The 20,620-nt window shown below is 67.2% G+C and carries 12 protein-coding genes and 5 pseudogenes; 10 read left to right on the top strand and 7 right to left on the bottom strand.

Annotated features, from left to right (window positions below):
- Window positions 1-55 precede the first annotated feature (55 nt).
- Together ADK36_RS23135 and ADK36_RS23130 are read left to right on the top strand one after the other, a co-directional pair.
- Window positions 56-697: a transposase gene (locus tag ADK36_RS23135; RefSeq protein ID WP_053084730.1), complete on the top strand. Its 642-nt coding sequence runs from the start codon at window positions 56-58 to the stop codon at window positions 695-697.
- A gap of 743 nt (window positions 698-1,440) precedes the next feature.
- Window positions 1,441-1,653 (top strand): annotated as a pseudogene (locus tag ADK36_RS23130) (ricin-type beta-trefoil lectin domain protein); the annotation flags it as partial.
- Window positions 1,654-1,715: 62 nt separating this feature from the next.
- Here the strand turns inward: ADK36_RS23130 and ADK36_RS23125 are convergent.
- A complete protein-coding gene (locus ADK36_RS23125) occupies window positions 1,716-3,074 on the bottom strand; it encodes a glycoside hydrolase family 43 protein (protein WP_048584596.1) in 1,359 nt (452 codons plus the stop codon).
- A 442-nt stretch (window positions 3,075-3,516) separates the two neighbouring features.
- Between ADK36_RS23125 and ADK36_RS50325 the strand changes: the two are divergent.
- The 5 genes and pseudogenes from ADK36_RS50325 to ADK36_RS23105 form a co-directional block, all read left to right on the top strand.
- Window positions 3,517-4,425: pseudogene (locus tag ADK36_RS50325) on the top strand (glycoside hydrolase 43 family protein); the annotation flags it as partial.
- Between the two features lie 166 nt (window positions 4,426-4,591).
- Window positions 4,592-5,593 carry an RICIN domain-containing protein gene (locus tag ADK36_RS50320; protein WP_234329836.1) on the top strand — a complete coding sequence of 334 codons (1,002 nt, stop codon included), beginning with the start codon at window positions 4,592-4,594 and terminating at the stop codon, window positions 5,591-5,593.
- A gap of 80 nt (window positions 5,594-5,673) precedes the next feature.
- Window positions 5,674-7,983 carry a beta-L-arabinofuranosidase domain-containing protein gene (locus tag ADK36_RS23115; RefSeq protein WP_053198834.1) on the top strand — a complete coding sequence of 770 codons (2,310 nt, stop codon included), beginning with the start codon at window positions 5,674-5,676 and terminating at the stop codon, window positions 7,981-7,983.
- Between the two features lie 156 nt (window positions 7,984-8,139).
- Window positions 8,140-9,561 carry a non-reducing end alpha-L-arabinofuranosidase family hydrolase gene (locus ADK36_RS23110; RefSeq protein ID WP_048584598.1) on the top strand — a complete coding sequence of 474 codons (1,422 nt, stop codon included), beginning with the start codon at window positions 8,140-8,142 and terminating at the stop codon, window positions 9,559-9,561.
- A 90-nt stretch (window positions 9,562-9,651) separates the two neighbouring features.
- Entirely contained in the window at window positions 9,652-11,298 is a 1,647-nt protein-coding gene (locus tag ADK36_RS23105) for a glycoside hydrolase family 27 protein (protein ID WP_048584599.1), read from the top strand.
- Window positions 11,299-11,436: 138 nt separating this feature from the next.
- Here ADK36_RS23105 and ADK36_RS50315 read toward each other — a convergent pair.
- Window positions 11,437-11,684, bottom strand: a pseudogene (locus ADK36_RS50315) (alpha-L-fucosidase); the annotation flags it as partial.
- 461 nt (window positions 11,685-12,145) lie between these two features.
- On the opposite strand from ADK36_RS50315, the gene ADK36_RS23100 reads away from it, so the two are divergent.
- Window positions 12,146-13,576 carry a glycoside hydrolase family 43 protein gene (locus ADK36_RS23100; RefSeq protein ID WP_053198832.1) on the top strand — a complete coding sequence of 477 codons (1,431 nt, stop codon included), beginning with the start codon at window positions 12,146-12,148 and terminating at the stop codon, window positions 13,574-13,576.
- A 44-nt stretch (window positions 13,577-13,620) separates the two neighbouring features.
- Here the strand turns inward: ADK36_RS23100 and ADK36_RS46500 are convergent.
- Together ADK36_RS46500 and ADK36_RS48080 are read right to left on the bottom strand one after the other, a co-directional pair.
- Window positions 13,621-13,812, bottom strand: a pseudogene (locus ADK36_RS46500) (IS256 family transposase); the annotation flags it as partial.
- Window positions 13,809-14,569, bottom strand: a pseudogene (locus ADK36_RS48080) (glycoside hydrolase family 43 protein); the annotation flags it as partial. The pseudogenes ADK36_RS46500 and ADK36_RS48080, both read right to left, overlap by 4 nt.
- 354 nt (window positions 14,570-14,923) lie before the next feature.
- Between ADK36_RS48080 and ADK36_RS23090 the strand changes: the two are divergent.
- Entirely contained in the window at window positions 14,924-16,348 is a 1,425-nt protein-coding gene (locus ADK36_RS23090; RefSeq protein ID WP_053198830.1) for a family 43 glycosylhydrolase, read from the top strand.
- 18 nt (window positions 16,349-16,366) lie between these two features.
- Here the strand turns inward: ADK36_RS23090 and ADK36_RS23085 are convergent, their stop codons facing one another.
- The 3 genes from ADK36_RS23085 to ADK36_RS51490 are packed head-to-tail and all read right to left on the bottom strand — an operon-like array spanning window position 16,367 to window position 18,134.
- Complete coding sequence (locus tag ADK36_RS23085) at window positions 16,367-17,089, bottom strand: FadR/GntR family transcriptional regulator (RefSeq protein ID WP_053198828.1); 723 nt, start codon at window positions 17,087-17,089, stop codon at window positions 16,367-16,369.
- Window positions 17,080-17,430 carry a hypothetical protein gene (locus tag ADK36_RS51495; RefSeq protein ID WP_425315474.1) on the bottom strand — a complete coding sequence of 117 codons (351 nt, stop codon included), beginning with the start codon at window positions 17,428-17,430 and terminating at the stop codon, window positions 17,080-17,082. Before ADK36_RS51495 ends, ADK36_RS23085 begins: the two co-directional genes overlap by 10 nt.
- The gene (locus ADK36_RS51490; protein ID WP_425315473.1) at window positions 17,376-18,134 is read right to left on the bottom strand and encodes an aldo/keto reductase; all 759 of its coding nucleotides are present in this window, start codon (window positions 18,132-18,134) and stop codon (window positions 17,376-17,378) included. Before ADK36_RS51490 ends, ADK36_RS51495 begins: the two co-directional genes overlap by 55 nt.
- Before the next feature lie 235 nt (window positions 18,135-18,369).
- On the opposite strand from ADK36_RS51490, the gene ADK36_RS23075 reads away from it, so the two are divergent.
- Window positions 18,370-20,601, top strand: coding sequence for an alpha-L-fucosidase (locus ADK36_RS23075; protein WP_053198827.1), 2,232 nt, complete (start codon window positions 18,370-18,372; stop codon window positions 20,599-20,601).
- The last annotated feature ends 19 nt before the right edge of the window (window positions 20,602-20,620 follow it).

The raw sequence follows: 20,620 nt of genomic DNA, 5'->3' as shown, positions 1-20,620 counted from the left end.
CTGCGGCTGATTCGCCGCCTGCCGGAGCCCGACGACGACGCCGCGTGTCCTTGGGGTGGACGAGTTCGCGCTGCGCAAGGTGCACAACTACGGCACGATCCTGATCGACATTGAGACCCGTCGACCCGTCGACCTGCCGCCGGACCGCACGATATCGACGGTGGCCCGGTGGCTCGCCGATCACCCTGGAGTCGAAGTGATCTGCCGAGACCGCTCCGCCGCCCATGCCGAGGCCGCGCGAATCGGTGCCCCGGAGGCAGTCCATGTCGCGGATCGGTGGCACATCTGGTCGAACCTCGCCGAGGCCGTCGAGAAGACCGTCGTCCAGCATCGCGCCCTGCTCCGCGAACCGCACGACTCCGCCGCGGTCCAGGTCTCTGCGGCCATGGAGACGCTGGAGTTCGAACCGATCTCCGCAGCGGGACCGCGGACAGCCGGTAGGCTTTCCGACCGGATCCGAGAACAGCACTCCGCCGTCCATGCCCTTCTCGACAAGGGAGTTGGGTTGAGAGCGATCGGCCGTGAGCTGGGGCTGGCCCGCAACACCGTCAGGTCCGTCTTGAGGCGTCTGGCGCCGAAATTCGAGGGGTCACCGTGCAGCGGGCCCGCATCACAAGCGCCACGAGTACACGCCCGCTCGGGTGATGGCAGATCCGAGCGCGCCGGGAGGCGCCGGTCCCTACAAAAGGCTTCATGAGCCGGAAGTAGTCGAAGCGTCCCCCCGGCACCCACGGATCCACCGCACCCGAGCGAGGGCAGCAGCCACAGATCACCGAGAGGTGCCCGTCCATGCTTGGGCTTCGCTGAGCCGGAAGGATACAAAGCATCCACCGAAGTCCCGCAGCCACTGCGCTCGATCGAACAGCCGGCCTTCCGCGAAGACCCCTTCAGAGCCTCCGGTTCGGGCTGACACCCCGTATTGGAAGGATACGGAACCAACAGAGCCCCTCGGCCGCCGGTGTGATGAGTGAGATCACCACGCCAACGACGAGGGGCTCTGCCACGTCACCACCCCTGTTGACCAGCCCATTTCACCCCTGCAGCACAGGATGAAAGAGGCTCACTGATCGCCGTCGTCCAGAGAAAAACGCCTCCGCAGCCAAGTCGCCACCCCTCAACCTGACACAACAACATCTACGCCGGGCACATGAGCAAACAAAGAGAGCCGTTCGATCGCTGGCACAAGACATATCCGAAACCAGAACGCGGTGACGCGCCGTGCAAATGCGGCACGCCGCAGCAGCCTCGGTATCCGTCTGCGGACCACGGTCGAGGCCATCGCTGGCAGGCCCGGTACGCCGACTGCTCGGGGAAAGAGAAACGACCGGCCTTTCCCACCTGGCAGGAAGCCCGCGATTGCCTGGACAGGGTACTCACGGAAATCGACAGGCAGACGGCGCGAAACAACACTCCGGGCAGCCTGCAGCCAGCACCGCCGACGGGGCCACCGCCAACGGCACCAAGGTGCAGCTCTGGACCTGCCACGGCGGTGCCAACCAGGTCTGGCAGCCCTACAACGGCGGATACCGCAACCCCACCTCCGGCCGCTGCCTCGATGCTCCGGGCTCCTCCACGGCCGACGGCACACAGCTCGTGCTGTGGGACTGCAACGGCGGCTCCAACCAGAAGTGGACCACTCTGACCACCGGATGAACCCCGAGCCCGGGATCTGAGCCCTCTCCGGGCTCAGATCCCGGGAGAACATCGCGGACAGGTCAGGCCCAGGGGCTGACCACCGTGAAGGAGCTGTCGGCGCGGAACGTGTCGGTGTTCTGGTAGGGGTCCACGCGCAGGGAGTAGTTGTAGTGGCGGATGTAGCGGCCGGGGTAGTTGTAAGACTCCAGGCGGACGGAGCCGGAGGCGCTGCCCGGGCGGGCGCAGTAGGTGGCGTCCTTCTTGAAGGTGTCGGTGCCATTACTGCTGTCGAAGCGGACCCGGAAGTCCCAGTGGCGGAGATAGCGGCCGGAGGAGTCGCGGAAGGAGTAACAGTTGGCGTCGGCGAGGCCGGGTACGACGGTGAAGGTGGCGCTCTGCTTGACGGCGGCGCTGCTGGAGGTGCTCACCGGGTCGATGTAGCCGAGGCTGTCGGAGCGTGCCACGGCGTACCGGTCGGGGTAGTTGACCGACCGCAGCGACCTGGTGGCGTTGGTGGGCAGGGTGACACCGCCGGGGACTGTCTCCTTCAGCACGGTGGCGTGGCGGATGAAGCCGGACAGCCCGGGCACCTCGGTGGGCGCGGACCAGGTGGCGAAGTTGTCGTAGCTGTCGCTGTACCAGTACTTCCCGGCGCGGTAGCCGTCGTAGTGGATGCGCCAGCCGCCGTTGTCGAGCTGGACCAGGGCCGGACCCTCGACCCAGTCGCCGAAGCCGGCCCAGTCGCCCGTCTTACGCAGGGTGTAGGGGCCGGTGAGGCTGGAGGCGGTGGCGTACTCGATGTACTTCGTCGTCTCGTTCTTGGTGAACGCGTGGTAGGTGGAGCCGACCTTGACGATGAAGGTGTCGATGTAGTTCGGGCCGATACCGGACAGCTGGGTGGGCGCGGACCAGGTGGTCAGCGCTGCGTTGGTCGCCGTGATCTTGTAGGCGGTGAAGTGGGTGGCGGTGCTCGCCGCCGTCAGGGACACGATGACGTTGACGCTGCCGTCGGTGTCGATGAACCACTCAGGCGCCCAGGTGCGGGTCAGCCCGCTGATCGGGATCGTGTAGTTGTACAGGAACGTCCAGTTCACCCGGTCGGTGCTCCGGGCGAAACCGATCGTGTTCCCCGTCCAGTTGGTGGTGTAAGTGAGGTAGTAGTAGCCGTCGGTGTGCTTGAAGATGCTGGGGTCCCGGATCAGCCCGGACGGCGGGGTGTAGGCGGGGCCTTTCTGCAGGGCGAATCCGGTGGCGTCCGGCGAGTCGTACACATACAGGTTCGACTCACTGCTGTTGGTGAACGCGGTCATCGTGTACCGCGTGGCCTGCCCGGCCGGCGGGGCGGCGGCGGAGGCGGTGCCCTCAAAGACGGCGCCGCCCAGCAGGACCAGCAGCAGCGGGCCCAGCAGGGCGAGCAGCTTTCTTACGGTTCTGTTCAACTCTTCCTCCGGGCTCGGCCAGTCCGCTGGGCCGATCGCCGTGACGAGGGATGCGATTGTTCGAAATAACGACCAGCGTGCGGAACTTCGAGCAGAAGATAGGTTTGGGCCGCGGTTCCGTCAATGTTTCCGACGAGTACCGTTCGGTGCATTTCGCGCCGCCCGGATATCGAAGAAGCCGCACTGTCACACACGTTGACTTCCGTACGGGACACCCTTTACGTTCGGCGCCGGCCCCGTCCGGCAATTCGACCCACGTTCGGAATATCGGTCATTCGCGGTGCGAGAGCGGTCCCGCCTCCGGAAGGAACCCACCCCCCATGCCCCGAACCGCGCGCTTTCCAGGCGCGAGCCCTTCCCCAACCCCACCGCCTGGACACCGGACTTCGACGCCCTCGAGGTCCAGGCGGCGTTTCGCGTGGGAAAACCGCCCGTCCACGCGATGACTTCTGACAAAGGACGGTTCTTGGACATCACCAGACGACAGCTCGGCCGGCTCGCCGCGGTCGGCGCCGGGGCGCTCGTGCTGCCGGGCCTGCTACCCCCGAGCAGGGCGGCGGCGGCCGTACCTCCGGCCGGCACGTGGGGCGACCAGGGCGACGGCACCTACGTCAATCCCATCCTCCCGGGCGACTTCAGCGACTGGGACTGCATCCGGGTCGGCTCCGACTACTACGGCATCACCAGCACGTTCGGGTACTCGCCCGGCATGGCCGTCCTGCACTCGAAGGACCTGGTCAACTGGCGCACGCTCGGCGGCGCGGTCGACGATGTCACCCGGATCGGACCGGAGTTGAACTGGGACCGGATGAACCGCTACGGCCGTGGCGTGTGGGCCGGCGCCCTCCGCTTCCACGCGGGGCGGTACTGGCTGTACTTCAACACGCCCGACGAGGGCTTCTTCATGACGTCGGCCTCGTCGCCGGCCGGGCCGTGGGAGCCGTTGCACTCACTGTGGCGGATCTCCGGCTGGAACGACGTGTGCCCGTTCTGGGACGACGACGGTCAGGGCTACCTGGTCACCACGCACTACGCGGACAGCTACAAGGTGCACCTGTTCAAGCTGTCCGAGGACGGCAAGTCGCTGGTCGGCCCGTCCACGGTCATCCACCAGTCGCGGGGCAGCGAGGCCAACAAGCTGTACAAGATCAGCGGTGTCTACTACCACCTGTTCAGCGAGGTGGAGTCCGAGGGCCGGGTGGTCATGATGAACCGCGGCTCCAGTCTCTACGGCCCGTTCGAGACCCGGCAGTTGCAGCACGTCTCCCCCTCGGTGGACCGCGAGCCCAACCAGGGCGGGCTGGTGCAGGCTCCGGACGGCGCCTGGTACTGGATCACCCATCACGGCACCGGACGCTGGGAGGGGCGCGTGCTCTCCCTGCTGCCGGTGACCTGGGTGGACGGCTGGCCGATCCTGGGCGAGGTGGGCGCGGACGGCATCGGCACCATGGTGTGGACCGGCCGGGTGCCCGTCGGCGGCACGCCCGGTATACCGGTCGACGCGCTGCCCCCCCGTGGTGACCAGCGACCTGTTCACCGACACCCGTCTGGGGCCGCAGTGGGAGTGGAACTACCAGCCGCGCGCGGACCGGTGGTCGTTGACCGAACGCCTCGGCTACCTTCGCTTGAAGGCGTTCGCCCCGCTGGTGGCCGACAACCTGACCAAGGTGGGGAACACCCTCACCCAGCGGGTGCTGCGCACGGCGGGCGGCGCGACGGTGACCGTCCGCCTGGAACTGGCCGGGCTCGCCGACGGCCAGCACGCCGGGCTGTGCCACTACGCCGCCACCTACGCCGGGTTGGGCGTCCGGCGCTCCGGGACCACCACCACGATCGCGCACAACGCCGACGGCACTCTGACCTACGGTCCGGCGATCACGCAGAACGCCGTGTGGCTGCGCACCACCTGGGACGTCAACGGAGTCAGCCGGTTCTCCTACAGCCTCGACGGAAACGTCTTTTCCTCGTTCAGCGGCACCTACCAGCTCACCTGGGGCGGATACCGCGGTGACCGGGTCGGCCTCTACACCTACAACCCGAACAGCACCGGCTACGTCGACGTCGACTCGGTGCAGTACACCATCGCGCCCACCAAGGTCTACACGTGCGTCAGCGTGCGCAGCGGCAAGGTCGCCGAACTCTACCGTGCGTCGAACGCGGACGGCGCCGCCGTCATCCAGTGGCCCGACACCGGCGCGTCGAACCAGCAGTGGGCCTTCCAGTCCTCGGGGGACGGCTACCACACCATCGCCTGTGTCCGCAGCGGCAAGGTGCTCGACGTGGCGGGGTCCTCGACGACGGACGGCGCGGCGGTCGTGCAGATGACCGCCGACGGCCGGACGAGCCAGCAGTGGCAGCTGCGCCCGCAGACCGGGGGCGAGTTCGTCCTGGTCAACCGCAACAGCGGCAAGGTGCTCGACGTCAAGGGAGGCAGTACGGCCGACGGTGTCGCGCTGATCCAATACCGCGACGTCGGCAGTTCCAACCAGCGATGGACCTTCCATCGCGTCACCGGCTAGGGACCCTGAGGAGTGGAGGCGGAAGTCTCGCCGGGTGTCAACGACCAAGCAATCGCTCTCTCGTCATCGAAAGGAGCAAGATGTCTTCCTTCGTCAGCAGACGGCGTCTGCTGCAAGTAGCCGGGGCCACGGTCGCCGCATCTGCCACGGGATCCTTCATGGGCGCATCTCCCGCCCACGCGGCGGCCGTTCCTCCCGCAAGGGCCGACATCGGGGTCTTGGCGCACCCCTTCGAACTCGGCCAGGTCCGGCTCACCGCAAGTCGGTGGCTGGACAACCAGAACCGCACACAGAACTACCTGCGATTCGTCGATGTCGACCGGCTGCTGTACAACTTCCGCGCCAACCACCGTCTGTCCACCAACGGCGCGGCTGCCAACGGCGGCTGGGACGCGCCGACGTTCCCCTTCCGCACCCACGTCCAAGGGCACTTCCTCACGGCATGGGCACAGCTGTACACCGTGACCGGGGACACCACCTGCCGGGACAAGGCAACCCACATGGTCGCGGAGCTGGCCAAATGCCAGGCCAACAACAGCGCCGCCGGTTTCAACGCCGGGTACCTCTCCGGCTACCCCGAGTCCGACTTCACCGCTCTCGAGCAGCGGAACCTGACCAACGGCAACGTGCCGTACTACACCATCCACAAGACACTCGTCGGCCTGCTGGACGTATGGCGCCACATCGGCAGCACACAAGCCCGTGACGTGCTGCTTGCCCTGGCCGGATGGGTCGACTTGCGCACCGGCCGGCTGAGCGGTCAGCAGATGCAGGCCATGCTGCAGACCGAATTCGGCGGCATGAACACCGTGCTGACCGACCTCTACCAGCAGACAGGCGACGCGCGGTGGCTCACCGTTGCCCGGCGGTTCGACCACGCCGCGGTGTTCGACCCGCTGGCGTCCAACCAGGACCAGCTCAACGGACTGCACGCCAACACCCAGGTACCCAAGTGGATCGGGGCCGCCCGGGAGTACAAGGCCACCGGCACGACCCACTACCGGGACATCGCCACCAACGCCTGGAACATCACCGTCAACTCGCACACCTATGCCATCGGCGGCAACAGCCAGGCGGAGCATTTCCGCGCCCCGAACGCCATCGCCGGCTTCCTGAACCAGGACACGTGCGAAAGCTGCAACACCTTCAACATGCTCACCCTCACCCGGGAACTGTTCGCCCTGGACCCGAACCGGGTGGCGCTGTTCGACTACTACGAGCGGGCATGGCTGAACCAGATGATCGGGCAGCAGAACCCTGCCGACGACCACGGCCACGTCACCTATTTCACCCCGCTCAACCCAGGAGGCCGACGCGGTGTGGGCCCGGCGTGGGGCGGCGGCACCTGGAGCACCGACTACGGCACCTTCTGGTGCTGCCAGGGCACGGGCCTGGAGATGCACACCAGGCTGATGGACTCCATCTACTTCCGCAGTGACAACACCCTGATCGTGAACATGTTCGTGCCCTCGGTGCTCAACTGGTCGGAGCGCGGAATCACGGTCACCCAGACCACGTCGTACCCGAACAGCGACACCACGACCCTGCAGGTCACCGGCAACGTCAGCGGAACCTGGGCGATGCGCATCCGCATCCCGAGCTGGACCACCGGGGCCACCATCAGCGTCAACGGCACGGCGCAGAACATCACCACCACGCCCGGCAGTTACGCCACCCTGAGCCGCTCCTGGACCTCCGGCGACACGGTGACTGTCCGCCTGCCCATGCGGGTCGTCATGCGAGCGGCCAACGACAACGCGAACGTCGCCGCGATCACCTACGGCCCGGTGGTCCTGTCCGGCAACTACGGTGACTCCTCGCTCAGTTCCCTGCCGTCGCTGAACACGTCCTCGATCACACGGACCAGCAGCAGTTCGCTCGCCTTCACCGCCACCGCCAACGGCTCCACCGTCAACCTGGGCCCGTTCCACAACGCGCACGGCCACAACTACACCGTCTACTGGAACACCACCGGCAGCGTCCGTCTCGTCAACGCGGGCAGCGGCCTCCTCCTGGGCATCCAGAACATGTCCACGGCAGACGGTGGCCGCGCGCTGCAGTGGTCCGACAACGGCACCGCCGACCACGACTGGTACATGATCACCGACGGAAACGGATTCCGCTTCCGCAATGTCCACAGCGGCAAGGTGCTCGGCGTCCAGGACATGTCCACGGCAGACGACGCGACCGTCCTGCAGTGGTCGGACAACGGCACCGCCGACCACCGATGGACGCTACTCGACCAGGGAGACGGGACTTACAAGATCCGCAACGCGAACAGCGGCAAGCTGCTCGCCATCGCGAACAACTCCACCGCTGTCGGCGCGTTCGCAGTCCAGGACTCGGACGACGGCACTGCCGACAACCGGTGGCGCATCGTGAGGAACTAGGCCGCCGCGGAAGCACATCCTGGTCGGTCTCCATCCTCCACCACGCTCGACCTTTCGACCTTCGTTCGATATCGAGAACAAAAGAGGTTGAGGCGCAGCACATCGACAGTCCGGACAGCCTCTGACGGGGCCGAACCGGAAACGCTCACTCAACGAATGAGGCCCGCATTGCGCAGACTACGTTTCAGCCGCAGACATCTGTCCCTGGTGCTCGCGGCCCTGGTCGCGTCGGCGGCGACGCTCGTCGCCAACCCTGCTCAGGCGGCCACCACCGGCGCCGTGCGCGGTGTCGGTTCCAACCGGTGTCTTGACGTACCGGGTGCCGCACAGACTGACGGCACGAACCTGCAGATCTGGGACTGCCACGGCGGGACCAACCAGCAGTGGACGCTGACGGACAACAACCAGCTGACCGTGTACGGCAACAAGTGCCTGGATGTACCGGGCCACGCCACCACGGCCGGGACCCGGCCGGTGATCTGGGCCTGCAACGGCGGTACGAACCAGCAGTGGCGGGTGAACTCCGACGGCACGATCGTCGCCGTGGAGTCCGGGCTGTGCCTGGACGTCAGCGGCGGCGCTACGGCCAACGGCACAGAGGTGCAGCTCTGGAACTGCAACGGCAGCAGCAACCAGAGGTGGACCGGCCTGTCCGGGACGTCCAACTCGTGCTCTCTTCCGTCGACGTACCGGTGGAGCTCGACCGGTCCGCTGGCGCAGCCGGGGAACGGGTGGCTCTCGCTGAAGGACTTCACCACCGCGACGATCAACGGCAAGCACCTGGTCTACGCGACGTACTCCGACGGCAATTGGCACTCGATGGGCTTCAGCCCCTTCACGAACTGGTCGGACATGGCGACAGCCACCCAGACCGGTATGAGCCAGTCGGCGGTGGCGCCCAAACTGTTCTACTTCGCGCCCAAGAACATCTGGGTGCTGGCCTCAAATGGGTGGGGTACCCAATGGCCCTTCGTCTACCGCACGTCGAGCGACCCCACCAACCCCAACGGCTGGTCCGCGCCGCAGCCGCTGTTCACCGGCAGCCTCCCCACCGGCGGCCCGATCGACCCGACCCTGATCGGTGACGGCCAGAACATGTACCTGTTCTTCGCCAATGACAAGGGCGGCATCTTCAGGTCGACCATGCCGATCGGGAGCTTCCCGAGCAGCTTCGGCTCGTCGTACACGACGGTCATGACCGACACGGAGAAGAACCTGTTCGAGGCGCCGGAGGTCTACAAGGTCCAGGGCCAGAACCAGTACCTCATGATCGTCGAGGCTCGCGGTGTGAATGAGGACCGCTTCTTCCGCTCGTTCACGGCCTCCAGCCTGAACGGTCCGTGGACCCCGCAGGCCGCCACCGAGAGCAACCCCTTCGCGGGCAAGGCCAACAGCGGTGCCACCTGGACCAACAGCATCAGCCACGGTGACCTGGTCCGCAACAACCCCGACCAGACCATGACCATCGACCCCTGCAACCTGCAGTTCCTCTACCAGGGCCTGTCCCCCAACACACCGTCGAACACCCCCTACGTGCAACTGCCGTACCGGCCGGGCCTGCTCACCCTGCAGCGCTGACCCGCGGGCACACGACCAGAAGCTTGTGACCGTGCCTGTCAGGCACGGTCACAAACTGCTTCCGCCTTGTCTCCCAGGAAGGAACCCCCCATGGTCCCCATACACAGACGACTGCTGCGTCTCCTCACAGCCACCGCACTGACGCTCACCGCCACCGTCACCGCCTCCGTCGGCGCGACCGCCGAGGCCGCACCGGGCAGCCCCGCGCTCACCCCTCCGCTGGGCTGGAACAGCTGGAACAGCTTCGGGTGCGGGATCACCGAGGCGCAGGTCCGCGGGGCCGCCGACGCGATGGTGTCCTCGGGTATGCGGGACGCCGGATACCGGTACGTGGTGGTCGACGACTGCTGGTTCGACCCGCAGCGTGACGCGGCCGGCAACCTGCGGGCCAACCCCACCAAGTTCCCCAGCGGCATGAAGGCGCTCGGGGACTACATCCACAGCAAGGGCCTGAAGTTCGGCATCTACCAGGCCCCCAACGAGAAAACGTGCGCCCAGGGCGTGGGCACCTACCCCGGCTCCACGGGCAGCAAGGGCCACGAGGCCCAGGACGCCACCACGTTCGCCTCCTGGGGCGTGGACTACCTCAAGTACGACTGGTGCTCCGGCAGCGGCACCCTCAGCGAGCAGATCGCACAGTTCACCATCATGCGGGACGCCCTGCGCGCCACCGGCCGTCCGATCGTCTACAGCATCAACCCCAACAGCTTCCACTCCCCCACCGGCGACAAGTACAACTGGGGCGAGGTCGCCGACCTGTGGCGGACGACCGAGGACCTGCTCGACATCTGGCAGAACAACAACACCAACAGCTACCCGATGGGCGTCGGCAACGTCCTCGACGTCACCGCCCCGCTCGCCGCGCAGTCGGGTCCCGGACACTGGAACGACCCCGACATGCTGGTCGTCGGCCGCCCCGGCCTGTCCCTGACCGAGTCCCGCTCCCACTTCGCCCTGTGGGCACTCATGAGTGCCCCGCTCATGGCCGGCAACGACATCCGCACCATGTCCGCCGACGTGAGCGCCATCCTGCGCAACCCGCGCCTGCTCGCGGTCAACCAGGACTCGCTGGGCGCGGGCGGACGCCGAGTCCGCGACGACGGCGACACCGAGGTGTTCGCCAAGCCCCTGTCCGACGGCTCCGTCGCGGTCGGCCTGTTCAACCGAGGCAGCAACACCGCGACCGTCACCACCACGGCCGCACAAGTCGGCCTGTCCGGCGGCTCGTTCACTCTCACCGACCTGTGGACCGGCGGCACGTCGACTACCTCCGGGCAGATCTCGGCCAGCGTCCCCGCGCACGGTGTCGCCGTGTTCAAGGTGACCGGCGGCAGCCCCCTGGCCTCCACCACCGCACGCCTGCGCGGTACCGGGTCCGGCCGCTGCCTGGACGTGGACGGTGCCGCCACGGCGGCCGGGACCAAGACGCTGATCTGGGACTGCCACACGGCCGCCAACCAGCTGTGGACCACCTGGGCCGGCGGCGAGATCCGCGTCTACGGCGACAAGTGCCTGGACGCCTCCAACCAGGGCACCACCAACGGCACGCCGGTCATCATCTGGTCCTGCAACGGCCAGAACAACCAGAAGTGGACCGTCGGTTCCGACGGGTCGATCCGCAACGTCCATGCCGGGCTGTGCCTCGACGTCAACGGGGCCGGGACCGCCAACGGGACCCCGGGCATCCTGTGGACCTGCAACGGCCAGAACAACCAGAAGTGGACCACGCTCCCGTAACAGGCAGACGTCCGGTCGGAAGAGGGCAGTCCCACGACAGCGGACCAAGCTGCGGGGACTGCCCCTCCTGCACCGGGACCGGGACTTCGAGCGCGAACGGCAGACCGTGGAGGCAGCGGGCATCTCCACGGTCTGTACTGCGACCTCCAGCAGCTTGCCGCTGCCCACACCCTTGATCTTGTAGTAGCCATCGCCGGTGTTGGTGACGGTCGGTAGACGGTGCCGTCGCCGGGCAGCGTGGTGGAGACCAGGGCCGGCTTGGCCGTCCGGCCGCCGATCCTGACGCCGCCCATGTTGGCGTACCCGCCGGTGGCCGCGTTGGCCCGGATCCGTACGAACCCCACGCTACGGGCGGGCCATTCGGCCACCCTGGTGGCGCCGTCACCACCGGGTGGGCGGCCGGCCGACGTGAACTTCATCGAGCGGGGCTTCGGTGGCCGGGGCACGCTGGGCGTCAGCCAGGCCTGCTCCGATGGAACGCCATGCTGACCGACTGCGACACCTTTTCAGGTCCCACGGGCTACTGCTGCCGGAGGTATTGACGCATCCCGCTCCTCGCACTTAGCGTCTGCCCGACTTTACGAACGCCGTTCGATTTATCGGACAACTCACCTCGGCGGACAGGGAGTCGGATACGGAGGCTCCACCTCCCCGGCAGTGGAGACCGAGACCCCGCTCGCATCGACAACCGCTCGGTCGGCCCCCGCACCCGACCGCCCCACTCGGGTGACAAGCGTGCCGTCACCACGGCGAAGCACACCGCACACGGGAGACATGCGGCACCCGGAATCAGTCGGCCCCTTCCGCGCGCCCGGTGGTGGCCTTTGCAGAACGACAGGAGACATACATGTCCGCGCTTCGCGCCCGGCTGTCGGCGATACTGCTCGCCGCGTGCCTGCTCTTCACAGGCCAAGCCTTGATCACACCGGACCGGGCGGCCGCCGCCGACCCGGGCTACCTGATGACGCACTTCATCGGGGAGGGGGCGAACGGTCAGCAGATCTACTTCTCGTACAGCACGGACGGCCTGAACTGGACCGATCCCAACGGCGGCGGAATTGCCCTTCGCTCCACGGTCGGCACGAAGGGGGTGCGCGACCCCGCACTGGTGAGATCCCCGGACGGTGACAAGTACTGGATCATCGCGACCGACCTGTGCATCAGCTGCGGGCAGAACTGGGAGGCCGCCGTGTACAACGGCAGCCGCAACCTCGTGGTGTGGGAGTCGACGGACCTGATCAACTGGTCGGAGCCGTGGCTGCTCAACGTCGCCGGCGCGATCCCCGACGGACGCAACGCCTGGGCGCCGGAAGCGATCTGGGACCCGGCCTCCAACGACTACGTCCTGTACTGGGCGACGAACAAGCCGGTCGACGGCGTAAAGAAGCACCGCATCTACTACGCCCACACCAGCGACTTCCGCACCATCACCACCCCGCAGCTCTACATCGACCGCCCCGGCATGCAGGAGATCATCGACACCCAGATCGTCGAGATGCCGGCCGGCGTCGGCAACCACCGCTATGTGCGGGCCTCCGGCGACGGGCAGATCACCCTCGAAGGCAGCAACTCGATCCTCGGAACCTGGACCAATCTCGGCAACCTCTCCGGCATCGGCCTCACCGGCTCCCAGGTCGAGGGCCCGATGTGGATGAAGTTCCGCGACCGCAACGAGTGGGCGCTCTACCTCGACCAGTACTCCTCCGGACGCGGGTACATGCCGGTCACGACGACCAACCCCTCCGCCCCCGGCACCTACCGGATTCCGGCGTCGGGAACCTACTCCATGGGCGTCACGAAGAAGCGCCACGGCTCGATCCTGAACCTCACGACCGCCGAGGAGTCCCGCGTGCTCGCACGCTGGAGCGACATCCCCGCCCAGCGCCTCCAGTCGTACAACTTCCAGGACCGGTACGTGCGGCACGCCAACCTCGACGTGCGCATCGACCAGAACATCACCGGCCCGGACGCCCAGTTCCGGCTGCGGCCCGGCCTGGCGGGCTCCGGCACCGTCTCCTTCGAATCGGTGAACTACCGCGGGTACTTCCTGCGACACTCCGGATACGACTTCCAGCTGGTCCGCAACGACGGCACCGCCCAGTTCGCCGCGGACGCCACCTTCCGGCAGGTCGCGGGGCTCGCCGACGCGAGCTGGTCGTCCTTCCAGTCGTACAACCACCCCGACCGATACATCCGCCACTACGCCTACCAACTCCGCCTCGACCCGATCACCACCGCGACAGGACGCAGCGACGCCACCTTCCGCGTGACGAACTGACCCGGGGTGTGTCAACTTAACGGCTGATCTTGGTTGTTAAGTGGTCAGTTGTTGCTCGGGGTGAGGCGTCCCTCGAAGGCGATCTGGAAGGCGTTGAGTGGAGCCTTCCAGCGCATGGTCCACCGTTTGCGACCCTTCCCGGTCGGGTCCAGGCTCATCAGGGCCATGTAGACGCACTTCAACGCGGCGGCCTCATTGGGGAAATGTCCGCGGGCGCGGACGGCCTTGCGGATGCGAGGTCACCGAGCCTGGTCCAGGTGCCGAGGATCGAGTTGCTGCCTTCGAGGGTGATCTGCCCGTCGCCGGAGGCCCGCACGTAGCGGTAGTTGCCGACGCCGGAGGGCATCTCGATGATCTGGGTGTCGATGATCTCCTGGGTGCCGGGGCGGTCGATGTAGAGCTGCGGGGTGGTGATGGTGCGGAAGTCGCTGGTGCGGGCGTAGAAGGTGCGGTGCTTCGTCGCGCCGTTGAAGGGCACGTTCGTCGCCCAGTACAGGACGTAGTCGTTGGTCTCGGGGTCCCAGATCGCCTCGGGCGCCCATGCGTTGCGTCCGTCGGGGATCGCGCCGGCGACGTTGAGCAGCCACGGCTCCCACCAGGTGACCAGGTCTGTCGACTCCCACACCACGATGCTGCGGCTGCCGTTGTTGATGGAGCCGTCCACGGTCGACCCGCAGCCCCAGCACGGGTCGGTGGCGATGATCCAGTACTTGCTGCCGTCGGAGATCTCACGAATGCGGGGTCGCGCACCCCCTTCGTACCGACCGTGGAGCGCAGGACCATGCCGCCGCCATTGAGGTCGTTCCAGTGCAGACCGTCCGTGCTGTGGGACAGGTACATCTGCTGGTTGGTCGCCCCCTCCCCGGTGAAGTGCACCATCAGGTAGCCGGGATCGGCGGCGGCCGCCCGGTCCGGTGTGGTCAGGACTTGGCCTGTGAAGAGCAGGCTGGCGGCGACCAGTATCGCCGCCAGCCGGGAGAGAAGCGTGCGCATGTACATCTCCTGTCGTTCTGCAGATGCCACACCGGGCGAAAGACGGTCCCGTACGTGATATCGAACAGCGTTCGCAGAAGTGGGCAGACACTAAGGGGGCAAACAGGTCGCGTCAACACATCCGACCCGGAGCAGCGCGAGCCTCACTTCTCGACGGCGGGAAGACGCTCCGGATACTTGCGTGACGAGTGTTGACGGAGAGAGGTGCAGAACTTATCTTCCGGCCGAGCTTACGAACGGTGTTCGATATATCGGCCATGTGTGAAGAGGCGTCCGCCGCACCACCAGCACCAGTACCAGCACCAGAGGGAGTACTCCGTGAGACCTGCACTCACCCGTCGAACGGTCCTCGGCATGATCGCCGGCTCGGCCGCCGCCACCGTCACCGGTGTCTCGGCCGGTACCGCCCACGCCGCCGTGCCCGCCTCCCCCGGTGTGACGTACACGAACACCATCGCCGAGCAGCGGGCCGACCCGCACATCTTCAAGCACACGGACGGTCTCTACTACTTCACCGCCACGGTCCCGGCGTACGACCGGATCGTGCTGCGCCGGGCCACCACGATCCAGGGGCTCATGTCTGCCGCCGAGACGACCATCTGGACGAAGCACTCCACCGGTGAGATGGGCGCCCATATCTGGGCTCCGGAGATCCACTTCATCGACGGCAAGTGGTACATCTACTTCGCCGCCGGCGCCGCCAACGACATCTGGCGGATCCGGCCGTACGTCCTGGAGTGCACGGCCGCGAACCCGATCACCGGCACTTGGACGGAGAAGGGCCGTATCGCCCTGCCGCTGGACACTTTCTCCCTGGACGCGACGACCTTCGCCGTCAACGGCACCCGCTACCTCTCCTGGGCGCAGAACGACCCGGCCGTCGGCCGCGGCACCAACATCTACGTGGCGCGGATGTCCAGCCCGTGGACCATCACCGGCACACCGGTCATGATCAGCCGGCCGACCGCCTCGTGGGAGACCGCCGGAGGGGAGACGGTCAACGAGGGCCCGGCCGTGATCCAGCGGGGCGGCAAGGTCTTCATAACCTTCTCGGCCAGTGCCACCGACGCCAACTACTGCATGGGCATGCTGACCGCATCCGCCTCGGCCGACCTGCTGAGCGCCTCGTCGTGGGCCAAGAGCACCGGCCCGGTCTTCGCCAGCTTCGCCGCCACCAGCCAGTACGGCCCCGGGCACAACCAGTTCACGGTCTCCGAGGACGGCAAGTCGGACATCCTCGTCTACCACGACCGCAGCTACAAGGACATCAGCGGTTCCCCGCTCAACGACCCCAACCGCCGCACCCGCGTGCAGAAGATCTACTGGAAGGCCGACGGCACGCCCGACTTCGGCATCCCGGTCGCCGACGGCCTCACCCCGGTCCGGCTCTCCTCGTACAACTTCCCCGACCGGTTCATCCGGCACTGGGAGTACCGCGCCAAGATCGAGCCGAACGTCTCCCCGCTCGCCGACTCGCAGTTCCGCGTCGTCGCCGGTCTCGCCGACACGGGCACCGTCTCCCTGGAGTCGGCGAACTTCCCCGGCTACTTCCTGCGCCACAAGAACAACGAGGTGTGGGTAGAGAAGAACGACGGGACGTCGCTGTTCGCCGCTGACGCCTCCTTCACGGCCCGGGCCGGCCTCTCCGACTCCGCCGGGGTCTCGTACGAGTCGTACAACTTCCCGGGCCGCTACATCCGCCACTACAACTACCTGCTGTACGTCCAGGCTCTCAATACGACGACCGACCGGGCGGACGCCACCTTCTACACCCAGTGAGCCGGCGCCGCCCGCCCGTCACTTCCGCTCTGTCGTCCGGACGGGGAAGGACTCGGCCGAGCGCAGGTGTTCCCTCAGCCACTGCTCGGTGTTGCTCACGTGCAGCAGTGCGGCGGCCTGGCTGAGGGCGGCATCCCGGGTGGACAGCGCGTTGAAGATCGCCTCGTGCTCGGCCAGGGTGCGGCCGGCGGCCTTGTCGTCGACCAGACCGCGCCAGATGCGGGCGCGCAGAGTGCGGCCGGAGATCCCTTCCAGGAGAGTGAGGAGGGTCTCGTTGCCCGTGGCCGAGACGACGGCGCGGTGGAAGGCGGCGTCATGGGCGTTGAGCTGCTCCACGTCGTCGTGGGCCTCACGCATGGCGTCCAGGTGCCGTTTCACTTCGGCCAGCTGGGCGTCGGAGATCCGGGTGGCGGCAAGGGCCGCAGCCATCGGTTCGAGGAGCCGCCGTACTTCCATGAGGTCCTGCAGGGCGACCGAGTCACCTTGGAGCAGCTCCACCGCACCCCCGAGTCCCTCCAGGAGCAGGCTCGGCTGCAGGCTGGTCACATAGGTGCCGTCGCCCCGCCGGACATCCAGGACCCGCGCGACGGCCAACGCCTTGACCGCTTCCCGGGCGAGGTTGCGGGACAGTCCCAGCTGGGCGGCCAGGTCCGGCTCCGGCGGGAGCCTCGAGCCGGGCGGCAGCGCACCGGTCCGGATCAGCTCACGGATCTGCTCGATGGCCTTGTCCGTCAGAGACACCGCGCATCCCTCCCCCCACCGTGCCCCGCGAGCACGTCCGACCGGATCAACCCCTGAGCGCGAAGATCGTCCCAGAGGCCGTGAGGGACGCGCTGATCATGGAGTTGCACGTTTCGTCCGACCTGTTCCGCAGTCCGCATGCCGAGGGTGACGTTGATGATACTGGGGTGCGTGTACGGGAAGGCGATCGCGGCGGCGGGCAGGGTGGTCCCGTGCGCCTCGCAGACCTCGGCGATCGCCCGAGCGCGGTCGACCAGGGCTGGCGGTGCGTCGCGGTAGTCGTACTTCATGCCCTCGGCGGGCCGGTCCCGGGAGAGCAGTCCCGAGTTGAAGACCCCCACCGCCACCACGCTCTTGCCCAGTTCTCGTGCGGCGGGCAGGACGTCGTCCAGCGCCGACTGGTCCAGGAGTGTGCAGCGCCGGCCGGCATCGCCACGTCGGCGGCCGTCTCGCGCAGGAAGCGGGCGAGCATCGCCGACTGGTTCATGCCGGCTCCGATCGCGCCGATCACACCCTGGTCCGACAGCTCGGCGAGGTGGGCATGGCCTCCTCGGCGGCCTGCCGGCCAGTGGTCGTCCGGATCGTGCAGGTAGACGACGTCGAGGCGGTCCAGGCCGGTGCGCTCCAGCGTGTCCTCGATGGAGCGGAGCACGCCGTCCCGGCTGAAGTCCCACTGCCGGCGCAGGTCGTCCCGTACGACGAAGCCCTCGGTGTCGACGCCGCGCGGCTCCTCGTTGGGCACGAGCAGCCTGCCCACCTGGGAGGAGATCACGTACTCGTCGCGCGGGCGGCCTCGCAGGGCGGCACCCAGACGGCGTTCGGAGAGGCCGAGGCCGCAGTGCGGTGCGGTGTCGAAGTACCGCAGGCCGGCTTCCCAGGCCGCGTCCACGGCGGCTGCTGCGTCGTCGACCGGGGTGACGCGGTAGAGGTTGCCGATCCGGCCTTGCGGACGGCGGCGTGGCCGAGGATGTCGTCGGGTGAGGTGGGCTCCAGCCCACAGCCAGTCCGGGACCAATACCGAACACCGCGAAGGCGCGAGATTCATCCCATCAATCATCGCCGATGGACGGTCCCAATCGGCCACGAGACCTCGACAGACATGCCATGTTTCGATGGTCTCAATTCCACCAGAAAATGTGCAAGTGGAGTCAATTACCAGGCCACAGAAGGCTTTTCATCCCTGTACGCCAGTTGACATCCCACGGAGACATGGCGGACCTTCATGCGTAACAAGCGGCGCCCTGCATTCCCCTGTCCCCTCCTGCATCAGGGATGTCTCCATGTCGAGTTCGATCAACAGACGCCACTTCCTGGCCGGCGCAACCTGCGTTGCCGCGGCCGCCGTTGCCGGAGGTCTCTTCGGCGCGAACGTCGCCCAGGCGGCGCCCAGCACGTACACACCGGACTGGGACTCGGTCGACCAGCACCCGCCGGCCCCGGAGTGGTTCCAGGACGCGAAGTTCGGCATCTACTTCCACTGGGGCGTCTTCAGCGTTCCCGCCTTCGGCAACGAGTGGTACCCGCGCAACATGTACCGGGCCGGAGACGGCGCCAACCAGCACCACATCGCGACCTACGGCCAGCCGTCGGCGTGGCCGTACCACAGCTTCATCAACGGTGCTCAGGACCTGGCGGGTAACTTCGTGATGTTCGCGCCGAAGCTGAAGTCGGCCGGCGGGAAGTTCGACCCCGACGAGTGGGTGCAGCTGTTCGTCGACGCCGGCGCCAGGTTCGCCGGCCCGGTCGCCGAGCACCACGACGGCTTCTCGATGTGGGACAGCCAGGTCAACGAGTGGAACTCGGTGAAGAAGGGCCCGGGGCTGGACCTGCTGAAGCTCTTCTCCACGGCCATCCGTGCGAAGGGCCTCAAGCTGCTGGTGGCCATGCATCACGCGTACAACTTCACCGGCTTCTACGAGTACGTCCCCGCCCAGACGGACCCGAGCCTCAAGAAGCTCTACGGGCAGCTGGGTTCGACCGCGGAGAACCAGCTCTGGTTCGACAAGCTCAAGGAGGTCGTCGACCGCGCCCAGCCGGACATCCTGTGGCAGGACTTCAACCTGAGCGCCGTCGACGAGCAACAGCGCCTCAACTTCCTGGCGTACTACTACAACCAGGCGAACAGCTGGGGCCGCGAGGTCGTCACCACGTACAAGGACGGCATGCACGGCAAGGGCGAGGTCTTCGACTTCGAGCGGGGCGGGCCGGCCGACATCACCACCCCGTACTGGCTGACCGACGACAGCATCTCCAGCAGCAGTTGGTGCTACACCCAGGGCATCGGCTACTACACGATCCAGCAGATGCTGCACTCGTTCATCGACCGGGTCAGCAAGAACGGCAACGTGCTGCTGAACATCGCGCCGATGGCCGACGGCACCATCCCGCAGGCGCAGAAGGACATCCTGCTGGGCATCGGGGACCACCTGAAGCGCTTCGGCGAGTCGTTGTACGCGACCCGCGCCTGGACGGCGTACGGCGAGGGCCCGACGAAGATGGGCGGCGGCTCCTTCACCACCCCGCATGCCGGCACGGCACAGGACATCCGCTTCACCCGCAACAAGGCCGACAATGTCCTGTACGCCACCATCCTGGGCTGGCCGGGCAGCTCACTGACGATCAAGACCCTCGGCTCGGACCGGATCAACCTCTCGTCGCTGACCTCGATCAAGCTCCTCGGCTCCACCGCCGGCACCTACATCGATCTGCCCGCGCCGGCCCAGAACTCCTCCGGCCTCACGGTCACCCTGCCGTCCTCGGCGCCCTACAGCGCGAACGCCTACGTCCTGAAGCTCTCGTTCTCCGGCACGATCCCGGGCCTGCGGCCGCTCGCCGGCGCCATCGGCTTCAAGGACGTCAACTACACCGGCGACTACGCCCTGCTCCCCCTCGGCGACCACACCGCGGCCGACCTGACCGCGCTCGGACTGGGCGCGGCCACCCTCTCCTCCCTCCGGCCGGCCCCCGGCTGCCAGGTGATCGGCTGCTCCGGAGACAACTTCACCGGAACCGCGTGGACCTTCACCGCCGACAACCCCGACCTCAGGGTCACCGGCAACAACGACCGGATCACCTCGCTGAGGGTCCAGTTCAACCCGGCGACGTACTTCCGGATCAGCAACGTCACCAACGGCCTCGCCCTGGACAGCGGCGGCAACGTCGCCTCCGGGTCCAACCTCAAGCAGTGGACCTGGGACGGCAGCAACAACCTGCAGTGGCACGTGGAGCCGGTCTCAGGCGGCTACTACCGGCTGGTCAACCGCACGAACGGCATGGTCGCCGACGGCTGGGGCGCCACCGACAACGGCTCTCCGGCCCGACAGGCCGCCTGGAACGGCGGCACCAACCAGCAGTGGAAGATCACCCACCGCGGCGGCGACAGCTACTCGATCGCCAACCGCACCACCGACCTGGTCCTCGACGGCGGCGGCAACGTCTCCTCGGGCTCCATCACCAAGCAGTGGGCCGACGGCAGCAGCACCAACCTGATGTGGACCTTCACGGCCCTCTGATCCTCGGGACATGCGAGCG

It is taken from the genome of Streptomyces viridochromogenes (assembly GCF_001270495.1).
Lineage (GTDB): Bacteria > Actinomycetota > Actinomycetes > Streptomycetales > Streptomycetaceae > Streptomyces > Streptomyces viridochromogenes_A.
The sequence above is the reverse complement of the archived record's forward strand: the minus strand, read 5'-3'. Positions and strand labels throughout refer to the sequence as shown.

Bases quoted from the DNA above. Each gene is read 5' to 3' on its own strand.
- ADK36_RS23105 (WP_048584599.1), top strand. From the start codon at position 9,652: ATGGTCCCCATACACAGACGACTGCTGCGTCTCCTCACAGCCACCGCA.
- ADK36_RS23110 (WP_048584598.1), top strand. From the start codon at position 8,140: ATGAGGCCCGCATTGCGCAGACTACGTTTCAGCCGCAGACATCTGTCC.
- ADK36_RS23090 (WP_053198830.1), top strand. From the start codon at position 14,924: ATGATCGCCGGCTCGGCCGCCGCCACCGTCACCGGTGTCTCGGCCGGT.
- ADK36_RS23115 (WP_053198834.1), top strand. From the start codon at position 5,674: ATGTCTTCCTTCGTCAGCAGACGGCGTCTGCTGCAAGTAGCCGGGGCC.
- ADK36_RS23100 (WP_053198832.1), top strand. From the start codon at position 12,146: ATGTCCGCGCTTCGCGCCCGGCTGTCGGCGATACTGCTCGCCGCGTGC.
- ADK36_RS23075 (WP_053198827.1), top strand. From the start codon at position 18,370: ATGTCGAGTTCGATCAACAGACGCCACTTCCTGGCCGGCGCAACCTGC.
- ADK36_RS51490 (WP_425315473.1), bottom strand. From the start codon at position 18,134: ATGAATCTCGCGCCTTCGCGGTGTTCGGTATTGGTCCCGGACTGGCTG.